The 14,411-nt window shown below is 62.5% G+C and carries 16 protein-coding genes and 1 tRNA gene; 5 read left to right on the forward strand and 12 right to left on the reverse strand.

Annotation, left to right across the window (positions count from 1 at the left end):
- On the forward strand, window positions 1-487 hold a 487-nt coding region (locus AC56LR_RS10925), incomplete at its 5' end, for an IS110 family transposase (RefSeq protein ID WP_497130246.1).
- Here the strand turns inward: AC56LR_RS10925 and AC56LR_RS10930 are convergent.
- The 7 genes from AC56LR_RS10930 to AC56LR_RS10960 all read right to left on the reverse strand — a co-directional run bounded on the left by AC56LR_RS10930 (window position 472) and on the right by AC56LR_RS10960 (window position 6,013).
- The gene (locus AC56LR_RS10930; RefSeq protein WP_497130248.1) at window positions 472-1,059 is read right to left on the reverse strand and encodes a GNAT family N-acetyltransferase; all 588 of its coding nucleotides are present in this window, start codon (window positions 1,057-1,059) and stop codon (window positions 472-474) included. The two genes, AC56LR_RS10925 and AC56LR_RS10930, sit on opposite strands and share 16 nt — an antisense overlap.
- 79 nt (window positions 1,060-1,138) lie before the next feature.
- Complete coding sequence (locus AC56LR_RS10935; RefSeq protein ID WP_497130249.1) at window positions 1,139-1,384, reverse strand: hypothetical protein; 246 nt, start codon at window positions 1,382-1,384, stop codon at window positions 1,139-1,141.
- Window positions 1,385-1,577: 193 nt separating this feature from the next.
- A complete protein-coding gene (locus AC56LR_RS10940) occupies window positions 1,578-2,393 on the reverse strand; it encodes a hypothetical protein (protein ID WP_497130251.1) in 816 nt (271 codons plus the stop codon).
- A gap of 102 nt (window positions 2,394-2,495) precedes the next feature.
- Entirely contained in the window at window positions 2,496-4,307 is a 1,812-nt protein-coding gene (locus AC56LR_RS10945; protein ID WP_497130253.1) for a PhoH family protein, read from the reverse strand.
- A gap of 233 nt (window positions 4,308-4,540) precedes the next feature.
- Complete coding sequence (locus AC56LR_RS10950; RefSeq protein WP_497130255.1) at window positions 4,541-5,029, reverse strand: peroxiredoxin; 489 nt, start codon at window positions 5,027-5,029, stop codon at window positions 4,541-4,543.
- Window positions 5,030-5,213: 184 nt separating this feature from the next.
- Window positions 5,214-5,588 carry an SMR family transporter gene (locus AC56LR_RS10955; protein WP_497130257.1) on the reverse strand — a complete coding sequence of 125 codons (375 nt, stop codon included), beginning with the start codon at window positions 5,586-5,588 and terminating at the stop codon, window positions 5,214-5,216.
- A gap of 38 nt (window positions 5,589-5,626) precedes the next feature.
- The gene (locus tag AC56LR_RS10960) at window positions 5,627-6,013 is read right to left on the reverse strand and encodes an Mth938-like domain-containing protein (protein WP_497130259.1); all 387 of its coding nucleotides are present in this window, start codon (window positions 6,011-6,013) and stop codon (window positions 5,627-5,629) included.
- 177 nt (window positions 6,014-6,190) lie between these two features.
- On the opposite strand from AC56LR_RS10960, the gene AC56LR_RS10965 reads away from it, so the two are divergent.
- On the forward strand, window positions 6,191-7,417 hold the full coding sequence (locus tag AC56LR_RS10965; RefSeq protein WP_497130261.1) for a pyridoxal phosphate-dependent aminotransferase: 1,227 nt from the start codon (window positions 6,191-6,193) through the stop codon (window positions 7,415-7,417).
- Window positions 7,418-7,440: 23 nt separating this feature from the next.
- Entirely contained in the window at window positions 7,441-8,760 is a 1,320-nt protein-coding gene (locus AC56LR_RS10970; protein WP_497130263.1) for a homoserine dehydrogenase, read from the forward strand.
- 31 nt (window positions 8,761-8,791) lie between these two features.
- Here the strand turns inward: AC56LR_RS10970 and AC56LR_RS10975 are convergent, their stop codons facing one another.
- Window positions 8,792-8,974, reverse strand: coding sequence for a hypothetical protein (locus AC56LR_RS10975; protein ID WP_497130265.1), 183 nt, complete (start codon window positions 8,972-8,974; stop codon window positions 8,792-8,794).
- Between the two features lie 277 nt (window positions 8,975-9,251).
- Between AC56LR_RS10975 and AC56LR_RS10980 the strand changes: the two genes are divergently transcribed.
- The gene (locus AC56LR_RS10980; protein ID WP_497130266.1) at window positions 9,252-11,138 is read left to right on the forward strand and encodes an MFS transporter; all 1,887 of its coding nucleotides are present in this window, start codon (window positions 9,252-9,254) and stop codon (window positions 11,136-11,138) included.
- A 102-nt stretch (window positions 11,139-11,240) separates the two neighbouring features.
- Window positions 11,241-11,317: transfer RNA gene (locus AC56LR_RS10985), tRNA-Pro, on the forward strand.
- A gap of 263 nt (window positions 11,318-11,580) precedes the next feature.
- Here the strand turns inward: AC56LR_RS10985 and AC56LR_RS10990 are convergent.
- The 4 genes from AC56LR_RS10990 to AC56LR_RS11005 form a co-directional block, all read right to left on the reverse strand.
- Window positions 11,581-11,871, reverse strand: coding sequence for a T6SS effector amidase Tae4 family protein (locus tag AC56LR_RS10990; RefSeq protein WP_497130268.1), 291 nt, complete (start codon window positions 11,869-11,871; stop codon window positions 11,581-11,583).
- Entirely contained in the window at window positions 11,868-12,257 is a 390-nt protein-coding gene (locus tag AC56LR_RS10995) for a Rap1a/Tai family immunity protein (protein ID WP_497130270.1), read from the reverse strand. Before AC56LR_RS10995 ends, AC56LR_RS10990 begins: the two co-directional genes overlap by 4 nt.
- 188 nt (window positions 12,258-12,445) lie before the next feature.
- Window positions 12,446-13,009 carry a D-glycero-alpha-D-manno-heptose-1,7-bisphosphate 7-phosphatase gene (locus AC56LR_RS11000; protein ID WP_497130272.1) on the reverse strand — a complete coding sequence of 188 codons (564 nt, stop codon included), beginning with the start codon at window positions 13,007-13,009 and terminating at the stop codon, window positions 12,446-12,448.
- Window positions 13,010-13,070: 61 nt separating this feature from the next.
- Window positions 13,071-14,390, reverse strand: a complete 1,320-nt coding sequence (locus AC56LR_RS11005; RefSeq protein ID WP_497130274.1) for a glycosyltransferase — start codon at window positions 14,388-14,390, stop codon at window positions 13,071-13,073.
- Window positions 14,391-14,411 lie beyond the last annotated feature (21 nt).

Genomic DNA, 14,411 nt, shown 5'->3' on the forward strand with positions numbered 1-14,411 from the left:
CGATGGCGAAATCAGGAAGCTGGAAAAAGACATCGAGGACCACATCGACCGGCATCCTGGCCTCAAGCGCGATGCTGCTCTCATTACCAGCATTCCGGGAATTGGTCCGACTACGGTAGCTCGCATTCTGGGACACCTGGGCGACATCCGACGCTTCAAAAATGCGAAAGCACTAGCCGCATTTCTTGGCGTGACACCGAAGCACCATACATCGGGCACTTCGGTCAAAGGAAGGTCGGTAGTTTGCCGTACCGGCAGTACGTCGTTACGTGCAGCACTCTTCATGCCCAGCATGGTGGCGTCCCGCTTCAATCCGATCCTCAAGCAATTTGCAGAGCGCTTGCTGACAACTGGCCTGCCGATGAAGGCTGTCATTTGCGCTGTCATGCACAAATTGACTCATCTGATTTACGGGGTGATTCGCACCGGCAAGCCATTCGACGCAAATTACCTGTCGAAAGGGCTTGCAATTCAAGACGGTATCTGACCCCGGTGTGTGATCCCGGCCTTGCACTCACGCATGTAACTATTGATTTCCTTGCCGTTCAGCTCAGTTTTCATTTCGTATGTCATCCCCAGGCGCTCGGCAACACGACGCGATGATGCATTGCCTGACGCGATCAGTGCCCGAACCTTTGGCTCACGCCGGACCTCGAACGCATAATTCAAGACTGCAGCCGCCGCTTCGTTCGCAATGCCTTTTCCCCAGAATGCCCGATAGGTATTCCATCCCATCTCCATCACAGTTGAGTCGCAGCGGAAGAAAGCTCCCACGCTGCCTACCAGTTGGCCGGTCTGCCGGTCCTCTATCGACCACCAACCCGCCCGGGTCAGGAGCCATAGTCCGGCATGTGAGTTGAAGATGCGCCAGGCGGTCTGACGGTCTGCCGAGCCGAGATGCGCCGAGCTTTCGGCATCCGACAAATGATCTGCAAATAATTCGAAGTCTTCAACACGATATTCCCGAAGCGTAAGCCGATCTGTGTGAAGGCGAGGCACGGAAAACGTAAAGTCGTGATTCATGAGAAGTGCATCCTCAAATGTTGAAATGGTGTTCACCGTCCGCTATTGGCTGGTCGCGGAAATGGTCGCACATGAAGTGGCAGCGCGAATATCGCGTCCGAGAAGGCACGAGCAGTTACCCGGTAGTCAAACTTTCCTTGTATTTGCGGTATTCCTTCATCACTTGGGAGACCACCACTACCCCACCAATAATGGCGAAAGCCCATTTGATCTGCGATGAAGCCGCAGTCGGAAACCATCTATCGAGAATCACGAAGACAGCGAAGCACGCGGACGAAAAGGCGTCTATCCAGCGTCGCCCTAAAAGACACAGTAGGGTGGAGAGTGCCCAGCAGACGATAGGCCAGTCGTTCCAGTTCATGCAATTCCCAAATGAGGTACGGATACGCGATGTGTGGCAGCTTCGAGTCCCGCAGACCTTGCGGGTACCATGTGCCGGATGCCGCATGATAGCAATCAGGGCACCCCCGCATTTGCGTGAATTGTCACCTCTGTATGACTGCGGCTGGCCGAAAGCCGCCCTGCCAAAAGCGGCGCCATTTCATCGACGGCGACTAAACCTTCTTAGGTCTAATCAAATTCGAGCTTCGCTTCCTGCCTTGTTTGTCTGCCCCCAGCAGCCATTTCACCCCCAACTGCACCACCAATGCCGCCGCCGTCGCGCATGCGAAGGCGAACGCAATCGACCTTGATCGCAGCAGCAGCGAGAGCACAAGGCAAAACACGGCAAACGCGTAATAGCCATTGACCATCCCGCGCAGCAGCGCCACCGCGAAGCCCGGCCCGCTGGTTCGATGCGAGAAGCCCACCAGCACCGTGCTCATCACGGGGAACATCGCGAACAGCCCGCTCAGGCGCGGGCCCAGTTGGGCCGCGGCATAGGTCACGCTCAGGCACAGGACCGCGCCGGCCAGCATGCGCCAGGGCAGGTCATTGGCCGGCTTGCCGGCTGCTGATGCTTGCGGCGCCGCGCCGAACAGGAAGGGCGCGGCGAACAGCGCCGCCAGCACGATGGCAAACCCCATCCACAAGGGCAGCGAGGTCGATTTCAGGATCACGACGGCGACCGCATAGGCGATCAGGGCTGCCGCCATGGCCCGCGGCATGCCAAATCGGGCCACGCGCGCATAGGCGATGCTGAAGACGAGAATGGCCAGCACGGCCAATAGGGTATTGGCAGCGGCCACCGAAGCGAATTCGGCGCCTTGCTCCAGCGCGATAGCCAGCAGGATCGGGCCGGAGACGATGGGAAAGGCCGACAGCCAGCCGGCGACCGCGGGACCCCAGCGGCGCCCGGCCAGGGTGACGAGGCCGATCAGGGTCGGGACCAGCAATAGCTTGAGCAGGAAGAGGGTAGAGAGGTCTGGCATGCGGTGTGAATAGGAAGAAGAAATGAAAAACGCCCGCCTTGCGGCGGGCGTTTCGAGAATCCACCTGCTAACTGAAGGCAGGCGAGTCAGGCAAGGACACGCTTACAGCACTTCGCTGGCGTGGTCCGCCAGGCGCGAGCGTTCGCCGCGCGCCAGGGTGACGTGGCCGCCGTGGCTCCAGCCTTTGAAACGGTCGACCACATAGGTCAGGCCGCTCGAGCCTTCGGTGAGGTAAGGCGTGTCGATCTGGGCGATGTTACCCAGGCACAGGATCTTGGTGCCGGGACCGGCGCGCGTGATCAGGGTCTTCATCTGCTTCGGCGTCAGGTTCTGCGCCTCGTCGATGATGAGGAACTTGTTCACGAAGGTACGGCCACGCATGAAGTTCAGCGACTTGATCTTGATGCGCGAGCGGATCAGGTCTTGCGTCGCCGCACGGCCCCAGTCGCCGGCATCGCCGTCGCCCTTCATCAGCACCTCGAGGTTGTCGTCGAAGGCGCCCATCCAGGGCGACATCTTCTCTTCCTCGGTACCCGGCAGGAAGCCGATGTCTTCGCCCACCGGCACCGTGACGCGGGTGACGATGATCTCGTTGTACTGCTTGGTCTCCAGCACCTGCGCCAGGCCCGCGGCCAGGGCCAGCAGGGTCTTGCCGGTGCCGGCCTGGCCCAGCAGGCTGACGAAATCGCATTCCGGGTTCATGAGCAGGTTCAGCGCGAAATTCTGCTCGCGGTTGCGCGCAGTGATGCCCCAGACATTGTTCTTGTTGTGGCTATAGTCGCGCAGGGTCTGGAACACGGCCGTCTTGCCCGTGATCGATTTCACTTGACCATAGAAAGGCGCTTCGCCATTCTTCGGCTCGATGAACACGAACTGGTTCACGAGCAGGGTCGGTATCACCGGGCCGGTCATGCGGTAATAGGTGGCCGAGTTGCCGTTCTTGTTTTCCTGCCACGACTCCATGTCCTTGCCGTGCTTGTTCCAGAAGTCGTCCGGCAGCTGGACGATGCCCGAATACAGCAGGTCGGTGTCTTCCAGTACATGGTCGTTGAAATAGTCTTCGGCCGGCAGGCCCAGCGCGCGCGCCTTGATGCGCATGTTGATGTCTTTCGACACCAGCACGATCGCACGGCCGCCCATCTGGTCTTCCAGCGCGCGGACCACGCCCAGGATCTGGTTGTCGGCCTTGCCCGATGGCAGGCCTTCCGGCAGCGGCGCCGCGTCCAGCTTGGTCTGGAAGAACAGGCGGCCCTTGGCATCCTTGTTGCCGAGCTTGGCCAGCGGAATGCCGGCTTCGATCGCATCGTCGTCGATGTTGGCGATCAGGGCGTCGAGCGTGCGCGACACCTGGCGGGCGTTGCGCGCAACTTCCGACATGCCCTTCTTGTGGTTGTCGAGCTCTTCCAGCGTCATCATCGGCAGGTAGACGTCGTGTTCCTCGAAACGGAACAGCGATGTCGGGTCGTGCATCAGGACATTGGTGTCGAGCACGAACACCTTGGTGGTGCCGCTGCGGTCGGCCTTGCGGCTGGTGGACGACTTGACGGTGACCTCGACCGGCTTGTGCTTGGCCGGATGCGGCTGGTCGGCCTCGATCTCGCGCAGGCGCGAGGCCGGCATCGCGGCGACGCCGCCATCTTTCGGCTTGCGGGAAGGGCCTTTGGCCAGCGGCGCCTCGGCGGCGGTATCGTTGGCGGCAGAGACCATGCCGGAGCCGGCGTCGACCGCAGCCTTGGCCTTGCGCGCCTTGGCCGCTTTCGGGCTTGGCACGGCCTGGCCGGAGATCAGGTCTTCGAGGTCGGCGTCGGCCTTGGCGGCGGCAGGGCGCACGGGCGACTTGCCCGGTTCAGCTTTTGGGTAATCTTTTGCCAGCAGCATGGTGGCTGGCTTGGTAGGCATTTTTGGCAATGGCATCAGGTTCTCAATCTAATAAAATTCTGGAAGGCCGCACGGGCGCAGCACAGGGCGCGCCGCTGAACGGAATCGATGCTCTTGGGGGTGTTGCAGAGATACAGGTTGCAGCCGGAGGATGCCGGTCCGGCAGGCAGCCGAAGGGGAATGGTGCAGATGAATGAATCGGATGGAATGCGGTTGACTCAAAATAGGAGGCAGGTTCCAGCAAAGTTGATAACTGGAGCCATCCGTTTTCAGGGCTGGCTCTTCAAAAATTCCAGCACTTCGGTCACGTGGTCATTGACTTTCACGCCACGCCATTCTTTCACCAATCGGCCGTGAGCGTCAATAATAAACGTACTGCGCTCAACCCCGCGTACCTGTTTCCCGTACATATTTTTCATCTTCATGACGCCAAACTGCTGGCACACCAGTTCGTCCGGATCGGAAATCAGTTCGAAGGGCAGTCCAAGCTTGCCCTTGAAGCCTTCGTGCGAGCGCAGCGAATCGCGGCTGATGCCGTAGATCTCGGCGCCCAAGGACTGGAACTCCGGATAGGCTTCGCGGAAAGCGATGCTCTCGGTGGTGCAGCCTGGTGTGTTGTCTTTTGGGTAAAAATACAGCACCGTGTGCTTCGCCGGGCGGCCGGCGAGCTCGAAGGTGCGCCCGCTCGTCATGGCGGCGGAAAAATGTTCGACGGGGGCTGCGGTCAGGCTCTCGGCCACGGGGGTCTCCTGGTTCATGGCGGCAGGCCGCCGGGTCCCTGGCACTGCCATCAAGGCGGCCAACAACGCGGCGGGAAGCGGATACCGCCATGATAATCGGCGCCGCGTTCCGAAGCTAGTGGTCTGTAGCCAGGGTGATAACCCGCGAGATGAGGCGGGTTTTCATTTATTCAAGATGCAAACTGGAATTTATTTCGGGTTTTCAACTACGGGCCAGCAGCAGCACGCCCAGCATGATCACGCCGATGGCCAGCATGCGCTGGGGCGGGATCACTTCGCCCAGGAACATCCAGGCGCCGACCGCACCGATCACATAGCCCAGCGACAGCATCGGATAGGCAACGGTGACGTCGGTACGCGACAGCCCGAGGATCCAGACTACCAGCGACACGCTGTAGCAGACCAGACCGAGCACGATCGGCCACTGGGTGGCGACTTTCAGGCTGGTGAGCAGCCAGTTGTCGCGGGTCAGGTGGATCGCGCCGCCGAGGGCATTGGTGCCGGCCTTGAGCAGGAGCTGGGCCGCGGCGTTCAGGATGACACCGCTGATGATGAAGGCAAAGGCCGAAGAATTCATGTTCTTGTTATTGGTGGGGCATGCCCGGCCGCCGAAGCTCAGGCGCCGGCGGCTCCGTCGATGATCAGGGCCAGCGTGACCTTGCGGCCTTCGCCCATCAGGATATTGTAGGTGCGGCAGGCGGCGTGGCTGTCCATGCACTCGACCCCGATGCGCTTGTCGGACAGGCTGGCGGTCAGGCGCGGGTGCACGAAGCGCTGGCGCTCGCCGGTGCCGAGCACGACGACGTCCGGGTTGTCCGCGGCGATCTGTTCGAAGTGGCTGGCCGCCAGGTCGTCGAAACGCGCCACTTCCCAGGGGCGGGGCGGCACTTCGGGCATGACGGTCAAGCTGAAGTCGAAGCGCTGGGCATTGATCTCGACCCCTCCGGCATCGTAGCCGGTGACGGTCTGGTATTGCTGGGTGTTGTCGGAATGGAGCTTCATCGTGGCGCGAACGGATAGGTAGATGCGGGAGCGAAATGGGCGAACCGAAGGGTCCGTAACTGGCGTCCATTGTACCCGGAGAGGCGAGGTTGCTTAAATCCTGCGCTTTCGGCAGAATGGTATTTTTCGCACTGCAACAAAAGCAGGTGCACAACAGACGATGAGCCAAGGGACACTTTGCGACCGATTCTGAAATCCAACAAACTGGACGACGTCTGCTATGAAATCCGCGGTCCCGCCCTGGAACAGGCCCGGGCCATGGAAGACGACGGCCAGAAGATCATCAAGCTCAACATCGGCAACCTCGCCGTGTTCGGCTTCGACCCGCCCGACGAAATCGTGCACGACATGATCCGCAACATGCACGGCGCGGCCGGCTATACCGATTCGAAGGGCATGTTCGCGCCGCGCAAGGCCGTCATGCACTACACCCAGGGCAAGAACATCCTGGGCGTCGGCATCGACGACATCTACCTTGGCAATGGCGCGTCAGAACTGATCGTCATGGCGATGCAGGGCCTGCTCAATACCGGCGACGAAGTGCTGGTGCCCGCGCCCGATTATCCGCTGTGGACCGCGGCCGTGAGCCTGGCCGGCGGCGCGCCGAAGCATTACATCTGCGACGAAGGCGCCGGCTGGCTGCCGGACATCGAGGACATGCGCCGCAAGATCACGCCGAACACCCGCGCGATCGTCGTCATCAACCCGAACAACCCGACCGGCGCCCTGTATCCGCGCGAAATCCTGCTCGAGATCATCGAGCTGGCGCGCCAGCACCAGTTGATCATTTACGCCGACGAAATCTACGACAAGACCCTGTATGACGGCGAAGAACATGTGTCGATGGCCTCGCTGGCCGACGACGTGCTGTTCGTCACCCTGAACGGCCTGTCGAAGAACTACCGTTCCTGCGGCTACCGTGCCGGCTGGATGGTGGTCTCGGGCGAGAAGCGCCACGCCAGGGATTACATCGAAGGCCTGAACATGCTGGCCTCGATGCGCCTGTGCGCCAATGCGCCGGGCCAGTACGCGATCCAGACCGCGCTGGGCGGCTACCAGAGCATCGCCGACCTGGTCGGTCCTGGCGGGCGCCTGCTCAAGCAGCGCGACCTTGCCCATCAACTGCTTACCGATATTCCGGGTGTGTCCTGCGTCAAGCCAAAAGCGGCGCTGTACATGTTCCCGCGCCTCGATCCGAAGATGTATCCGATCGCGGACGACCAGCAGTTCATCTGCGAACTGCTGTCCGAGGAAAAAGTGCTGCTGGTGCAAGGCACCGGCTTCAACTGGATCGCCCCGGATCATTTCCGGCTGGTGTTCCTGCCCAATTCCGACGACCTGACGGATGCCTGCGGACGCATTGCGCGCTTCCTCGACGGCTACCGGCGGCGCCACGCGCGTTAGACACCTTGAGAAGAACCACAACAATGAAACCCATCCGAGTTGGCCTCCTGGGCATCGGCACCGTCGGTGCCGGCACCTTCAACGTCCTGCAGCGCAACCAGGAAGACATCCGCCGCCGCGCCGGCCGCGGCATCGAAATCACCATGGTGGCCGCGCGCGATACCGAGCGGGCCCGTGCGCTGACCGGCAACGCGGTAGAGATCGTGGCCGATCCCTTCGCGATCGTGAACAGCCCGGACATCGACATCGTCGTCGAGTTGATCGGCGGCGTCGAGCTGCCGCGCAGCCTGGTACTACAAGCAATAGCCAACGGCAAGCATGTGGTGACCGCCAACAAGGCGCTGCTGGCGCTGCACGGCAACGAGATCTTCGCCGCCGCCCAGGACAAGGGCGTGATGGTGGCCTTCGAGGCGGCGGTGGCCGGCGGCGTGCCGATCATCAAGGCGCTGCGCGAGGGCCTGACCGCGAACCGCATCGAATCGGTGGCCGGCATCATCAACGGCACCACCAATTTCATCCTGTCGGAAATGCGCGAGAAGGGCCTGGACTTCGCCACCGTGCTCAAGCAGGCACAGGAACTCGGCTATGCGGAGGCCGACCCGACCTTCGACATCGAAGGCGTGGACGCGGCGCACAAGCTCACCATCATGTCGGCGATTGCCTTCGGCATCCCGGTGCAGTTCGACAAGGCGTATATCGAAGGCATCAGCCAGCTGCAGGCAGTCGATATCCGCTACGCCGAGCAACTGGGCTACCGGATCAAGCTGCTGGGCATCACGCGCCGCACCCGCACCGAAGCAGGCGAGGGCATCGAACTGCGCGTGCACCCGACCCTGATCCCGAATGCGCGCCTGATCGCCAACGTGGAAGGCGCGATGAACGCCGTGCTGGTGCAGGCCGATGCGGTCGGCGCGTCGCTGTATTACGGCAAGGGCGCCGGTTCGGAGCCGACGGCGTCCGCCGTGATCGCCGACCTGGTCGACGTCACCCGCCTGGCCACGGTCGACCCTTACTGCCGCGTGCCGCACCTGGCCTTCCAGCCGAACGAGATGACCGACGTCGCCATCATGCCGATGGCCGAGATCACCACCAGCTACTACCTGCGCGTGTATGTGAAGGACCAGCTCGGCGTGATGGCCGACCTGACCCGCATCCTGGCCGACGGCGGCATCTCGATCGACGCCGTGCTGCAGAAAGAGCCGGGCAACCAGGTCAACCTCGACATCATCATGCTGACCCACCAGACGCGCGAGAAGAACATCGATGCGGCGATCGCCAAGATCGAAGCCTTGCCTGCCGTGATCGGCAAGGTAACGCGCATCCGCCTGGAAACCCTGGCCTGAGCATCGGCGCGGCCGGGTTGGCCGGCAAGCATCAGAACAGCGGAATGTCCAGCGGCAGCAGGCAATGCGGCGGCACGGCGCCCTGGAAAGGTGTGGAAGGGGGCTCGTCATCGTCGATGAAGGCCGAGGCGAGTGCCAGCATGTCGTGCTCGATGTGGTCGAACAGCGCGGTTGTCACGCTGGCGTAGCGGAGGAGGAAGTCGGAAGAAGTCATCCGCGGATTCTACCCGCGCTGCGCTGCACAATTCTGGCGGATGCAAGCTCGCTTGAGCGGTTTCAATCGACATTGCAACTGGCCGGATTCAGGCCGGACGGCGCTTGTGGCAGGCCGCGGTCTATGCTTTTTATCCAGCCGGTATCGCCAGTCGAGACTTTACGGATTAGTATCGGAAACCTGATGATGAGAGATGGCAATAAGTTGGCCAGGCCTCTCCTGTAAGCTTCCCGCTTGCTGTACATTCCGAACATTCTTATTTCGACGACCCTAGCGCATGAGCCAACCGAGCCAGTTTTCCCTGCTGACGCAGCGCCGTTTCGGCCCCTTCTTCTGGACCCAGTTCCTTGGCGCCTTCAACGACAATTTGTTCAAGACCGCGCTGCTGGTGGTGCTGACCTATGACGCACTGAGCTGGACGACGGTCAGCCCCTCGCTCTTGAACAACCTGATTCCCGGCCTGTTCATCCTGCCCTTCGTGCTGTTCTCGGCCACTGCCGGGCAGGTCGCCGACAAGTTCGACAAGGCGCACCTGGCAAGGTTCGTCAAACTGCTCGAAATCGTGATCATGCTCGTGGCCGGCATCGGCTGGATGACCCACACGCTGTGGCTGCTGGTGGCCGCGGTGGTCGGCATGGGCGTGCATTCGACGCTGTTCGGCCCGGTGAAATATGCCTACCTCCCCCAGCAGTTGAAACCGGAAGAGCTGGTGGGCGGCAATGGCGTGATTGAAATGGGGACCTTTGTCGGCATCCTGCTGGGCGAAGTGGCCGGCGCCATGCTGGTGGCCTACAAGCCCTGGGGCATCGAACTGGTTGCCGGCGGCACCCTGTTCTGCGCCGTGCTGGGCCTGCTGGCAAGCTGGCGCATTCCGCCTTCGCCCGCGCCGGCGCCGGAACTGAGAATCAGCCGCAACCCGTTCGCCGAATCGGTGCGCAACCTGAAGTTCTCGAGCCAGAACCGCACCGTCTTCCTGTCGATGCTGGGCAATTCCTGGTTCTGGTTCTACGGCGCACTGCTGCTGTCGCAATTCCCGGTGTATGCCAAGGATTACCTGCACGGCGACCATAGCGTGTTCGTGCTGCTGCTCACCGTATTCTCGCTCGGCATCGGCGCCGGCTCGCTGCTGTGCGAAAAGCTCTCGGGCCACAAGGTCGAGATCGGCCTGGTCCCTTTCGGCTCGATCGGTCTGTCGGTGTTCGGCATCGACCTGTATTTCGCCAGCATGGGCTATACGAATGCCGCCACCGTCGACGCGTTCGCCCTGGTGGCGCTGCCGGGCATGTGGCGCATTCTGGCCGACCTGGTCTTGATCGGCGTGTTCGGCGGCTTCTTCATCGTGCCGCTGTTCGCGCTGATCCAGACCCGCTGCGACCCGAAACACGTCTCGCGCACCATTGCGGGCATGAACATCCTGAATGCGATCTTCATGGTGGCGGCGGCCGGCGTGGCCATCCTGCTGCTGGGGCAGGGCTTCACCATTCCCGAAATGTTCCTCGTCACCGCGCTGCTCAATGCCTGCGTGGCCGTCTACATCTTCTCGCTGGTGCCGGAATTCCTGATGCGCTTCCTGGCCTGGATGCTGATCCACACCGGCTACCGCGTGCGCACGGTCGACGCCCACCGCATTCCCGAGCAGGGCGCGGCGGTACTGGTCTGCAACCACGTGTCCTATGTCGATGCGCTGGTGATCGGCGCCGCCAGTCCGCGTCCGATCCGCTTCGTGATGGACCACCGGATTTTCAAAACGCCTTTCCTCGGCTGGATCTTCCGCGCCGCCAAGGCGATCCCGATTGCATCGGCCAAGGAAGATCCGTTCCTGATGGAACGCGCCTTCATCGACATCGCCGAGGCGTTGCACCAGGGCGAACTGGTCTGCATCTTCCCGGAGGGGAAACTGACCAATACCGGCGAGATCAACGAGTTCCGTGGTGGCATCGCCAAGATCGTCGAGCGCAGCAAGGTGCCGGTGATCCCGATGGCGTTGCGCGGACTGTGGGGCAGCGTGTTCACGCGCGACTCGACCAACATCTTCGAGCGCTCGTTCGCACGCGGGATCCGCTCTAAACTGTCGCTGGCGGTCGGCAAGCCGGTGGAGCCCCATGCCGCGTCGCCGGAGCATTTGCAGGAGCAGGTGCTGGCGCTGCGGGGGGATTGGAAGTAGGCGTTCTGCGCTGCCGCGCCTGCGCAAGCGCAAGAAACCGTTGCATATCCATAACAAAATGTCGGGAGTTTCGGACGAGCTCTGATATAATTCCGAGCTAGTCGGGGCGTAGCGCAGCCTGGTAGCGTACGTGCATGGGGTGCACGGGGTCGGAGGTTCGAATCCTCTCGCCCCGACCAATAGAATCAAGGACTTAGGCCAGCCTCCGAGCTGGCCTTTTCTTTTCGGCGGTGCTTACTCGTATAGAATTATCTCTGTTGCACTGTTATTTCAGCGGCCAGAACCAGTACTCCACGGCCCGAAAATGGCAGCTGCGGGCGCACTCGTGGAACCCGCTGGCTCCTGGTTTGATCAGGTCAATGTGGCCGCCGTCCGTCGGTCCTCCGTTGATCTTAAAAAAGGAGATCACGCCGCTTCGGGTGCTGATTCCCTCCGCTGCATTTCAACCGTTTCGGTAAATTTCGGGCGGGCCCCATACCCGCTTCAGGATCATCGATAGCTTGCCCTGTCCAGGTTCGATCGGCTTCCCGCGCAGGTCGCCAGCATTGACTGACATCCGGGCGCCCGGGATACCAACTCCAGCGCCAGCCAATCCAACGCTCATGCGAATCGCACAGGTGTCCTTGAAACGTGGATCGTCCATCACATCAGTCCATCCCATGCGCTTGAGCAGGTCCTCCCGTGACTCTTCCGCGGGATAGTGCGTGGACAGCGAGGAAAATGCCGGCTTCATGGCCGTCCTCCTGCGCTGCATGGATATTTAAGACGGAGCTGTTCGACAAGCAGGACGGCTGCGTTTTGTTTCCTGGCGTCAGCCGGCAACTTGCGGATATTGTTGGCCAGCTCCTGAGCCAGGTCATGTGTCTTGAGCTGGTGAACATCACACCATTGACGCCCCTGTGCATGATCGCGCGCGCCATCGAGGTAGCTATACGCCTTCTCCCTTTCGATATAGTCCAGGCTGCTCAGCGGCTGCGGCCGGCTCATCATGCTGACGAACTGGTCGCCGGTGAGGGTGTAGGCGTAGGGCGCTGCCGATGCACCGGGCGCCGCGAGCAGGGCGAGCAGGATGAGGGAATTTCGTTGTCCGTCTCCAAACATGTCGATCTCCTGAGTCAAGCAGGCTATCGTCGCAGCCTTGGATTTCCAGCAAGTTGGCAACCGTCAACGCTCGTCCTTGCCCGGATCAAGGCATCGAGCGTCGAGGTTCGGACTTGGCATGCAACACGCGTGATGAGTGCGAAGGCGACCTCATAGTGGGCACCTGGTGTGCCGGGACAGCCTCAGGCAAACCAGCCAACCGACGCTTATCGCACCGCTTCGTGGCCGGCAATCAGCACCGCAGCCGCATATAAATCCGGCGCCATGCGCGTGGGCACCCGGCGCGGCCCCAGCCGCCATTCGGTTTCGTTGCCGTTGTCGATCAAGAGGGTCCTGCATCCCGCGCGGTTACCGGCTTCCACATCATGCAGGATGTCCCCGACCATCCAGGACGAGCGCAGGTCGATGCCGTGCTCGTTCGCCGCTTTGAGCAGCATGCCGGGCGACGGCTTGCGGCAGGCGCAGACCATGGCGTAGTCGCCGACCGTGCCGAGCGGGTGATGCGGGCAATAGTAAAAGCCCTCCATGGTCAGGTTTTCGCGGAACAGCAGGTCGGCCAGCCGGTCGGCGACCGGGCCCATCGCGTCTTCGCCAAAGCAGCCGTGCGCGATGCCGGACTGGTTGGTGACGACGAAGAAGCGGTAATCGAGCCTGGCCAGCAGCCGCAGCGCAGCGCCGGCGCCGCTCACGAGCCGGATGCGGCGCGGCTCGACGTTATATGGCACGTCGTCCACCAGGGTGCCGTCCTGGTCGAAGAAAATCGCCTTCATGCCGGGACTGGCTCGCCCAGCGTGGAAAAGGAAATGCTTATCGTCATGCTTGTCGGCTTCCTCAGGTTGAAAGAACGGCGCGACCCGCGGCCAGCCGGGTTTCGTCCAGCACGTCGTTGTAAATGGCAAGCAGTTGTCCGGCGACGTGGTGCCAGGTGTAGTGCTCGCAGGCGCGGCGCCGGCCGGCCTCGCCCATGGCGCGCGCCAGCTCGGGCTGGCGGTGCAGGCGCGCCAGGCGTTCGGCCAATGCTTCGGGATCGCGCGAGGGAACGAGGAAGCCGGTCACGCCGTCGTCGACCGTGCTCCTGATGCCGCCGACTTCGGCGCCGATCACGGGGCGCGCGCAGGCCATCGCTTCGACCGGGGTGATGCCGAAGGGTTCATACCACGGCGTGCTGGCGAATACGTTGGCGGCGCTGTACCAGTCGCGCAGCGCGGTGCGGGGCTGCTGGCCCATGAAACGCACCTGCGCCGCGATGCCGAGGTCGGCCGCGAGATCGCGCAGCCGTGCCAGCTCCGGGCCCTCGCTCAAGATGGCGCTGCCGGCGTCCCCGCCCACTACCAGCAGCTGCGCATCGAGCCCGTGCCGGCGTCGCAGCATGGCCAGGGCCTGGATGACGGTATCGACGCCCTTGCGCGGCACCATGCGCCCCAGCTGGAGCACGGTGAAACGGGTCGGCTCCAGGCCCAGGCGGGCACGGGCCTCGCTCATCGGCACCGGCCACAGTTCGGCTGGCGAGAAGCCGCAGGGTGCGACCTCGATGCGCGAGGACGGCGCGCCGTACAGCTGCTGCATGTCGGCGCGGTCTTGCGGGCATTCGGCGATGATGCGGTCGGCCGCGCGCATGAGCGTGCTTTCAATGCGGATGCGGGCGATGGAAAAGGCATCGGCCGCCACCTGGGTGCGCCGGTGCGCCCGCTCGAGCGCGTGGAAGCTCACCACGAAGGGAAGGTCCAGCGCTTCCTTCAGGTGCCGGGCAACCATGCCGGCCATGAAGAAGTTCGCGTGCACGATGTCGTAGTGTCCGCTTTGGCGCCGCATGAAACGGGTAACGAAACGCGCGAACGCGTCGACGTGCGCCAGCATCAGCTCTTTCGGCACGTAGCCTGGCGGTCCGGCCGGGACGTGGATGAGGCGGATGCTGTCGTTCAGTTGCACGATCTGCGGCTGTGCGGCCGCGTCGCGGCGCGTGAAGATGTCGACCCGGTGGCCGCTGCGGGCAAGTTCGTGGGCGAGCTGGCGGACGTAGATGTGTTGGCCGCTACAGACGATGTCCCCCGGCCCCGTGCCGGGTGCGGCGCAGTCGCCGACGAGGGCGATGTGCAGGCGCCGGCCTGGTGCGCGCGGCGCGGGAATGCCCTGGACGTCGTTGAGTCTCATCTTGGCTCCCTGGGCATGACG

The organism is Telluria sp. ZT3P39, from assembly GCF_059685935.1.